The organism is Virgibacillus carmonensis, assembly GCF_057836705.1.
The window spans coordinates 1-535 of record NZ_JBYQFJ010000375.1; the positions used below are offsets into that span (position 1 = coordinate 1).

A 535-nucleotide genomic window follows, 5' to 3' on the forward strand; every position below is an offset into this window, starting at 1 on the left:
GTAACGATTTGTTTAACATCCTTTAGCTGGATTGGATCTGACTCTACCTTCACATCGGTTAACCTGAACGCTACCAGTAATGCAATAACGCCGAAAAACAAGTATGGCCAGATCATATATTGGATCCCAATCGATGAAAGAACTTCTCCAACAATTAATGACGATGTAGCAAATCCAATTGAACCCCACATTCGAATACTTCCAAAAGAAACCCTAAGATCATCCGAGCGCCGTTGTGCAAGGCTGTCTCCCAAAGCACCAATTGGTGAGGTGAAAAAGTAAAATACTGCACCCATCAGAATGATTGCCAGCAGGCCATTCATTTGAAAGAAAAGGACACTGCTAATAAGTAGACCCATAATACAGATTAATAGAATCCGTTTAACTGTCTTATATTTATCACTCATGTAACCCCAAAAGGGCTGGGCGAAAATGGAAGCCAGGGGACCCACAGCCAGCACCCAGCCAATTTCTGTTCCATCAAGACCTTTATGTTTCAAATATAATGGCAGGAAACTAATGATAATCGTATTAG

Annotated in this window: 1 protein-coding gene; it reads right to left on the reverse strand. The window is 41.1% G+C overall.

Annotated elements, in window-relative coordinates; genetic code table 11:
- A partial coding sequence (locus AC3G7N_RS22440; RefSeq protein ID WP_489424311.1) for an MFS transporter occupies positions 1–535 on the reverse strand: 535 nt, incomplete at both ends.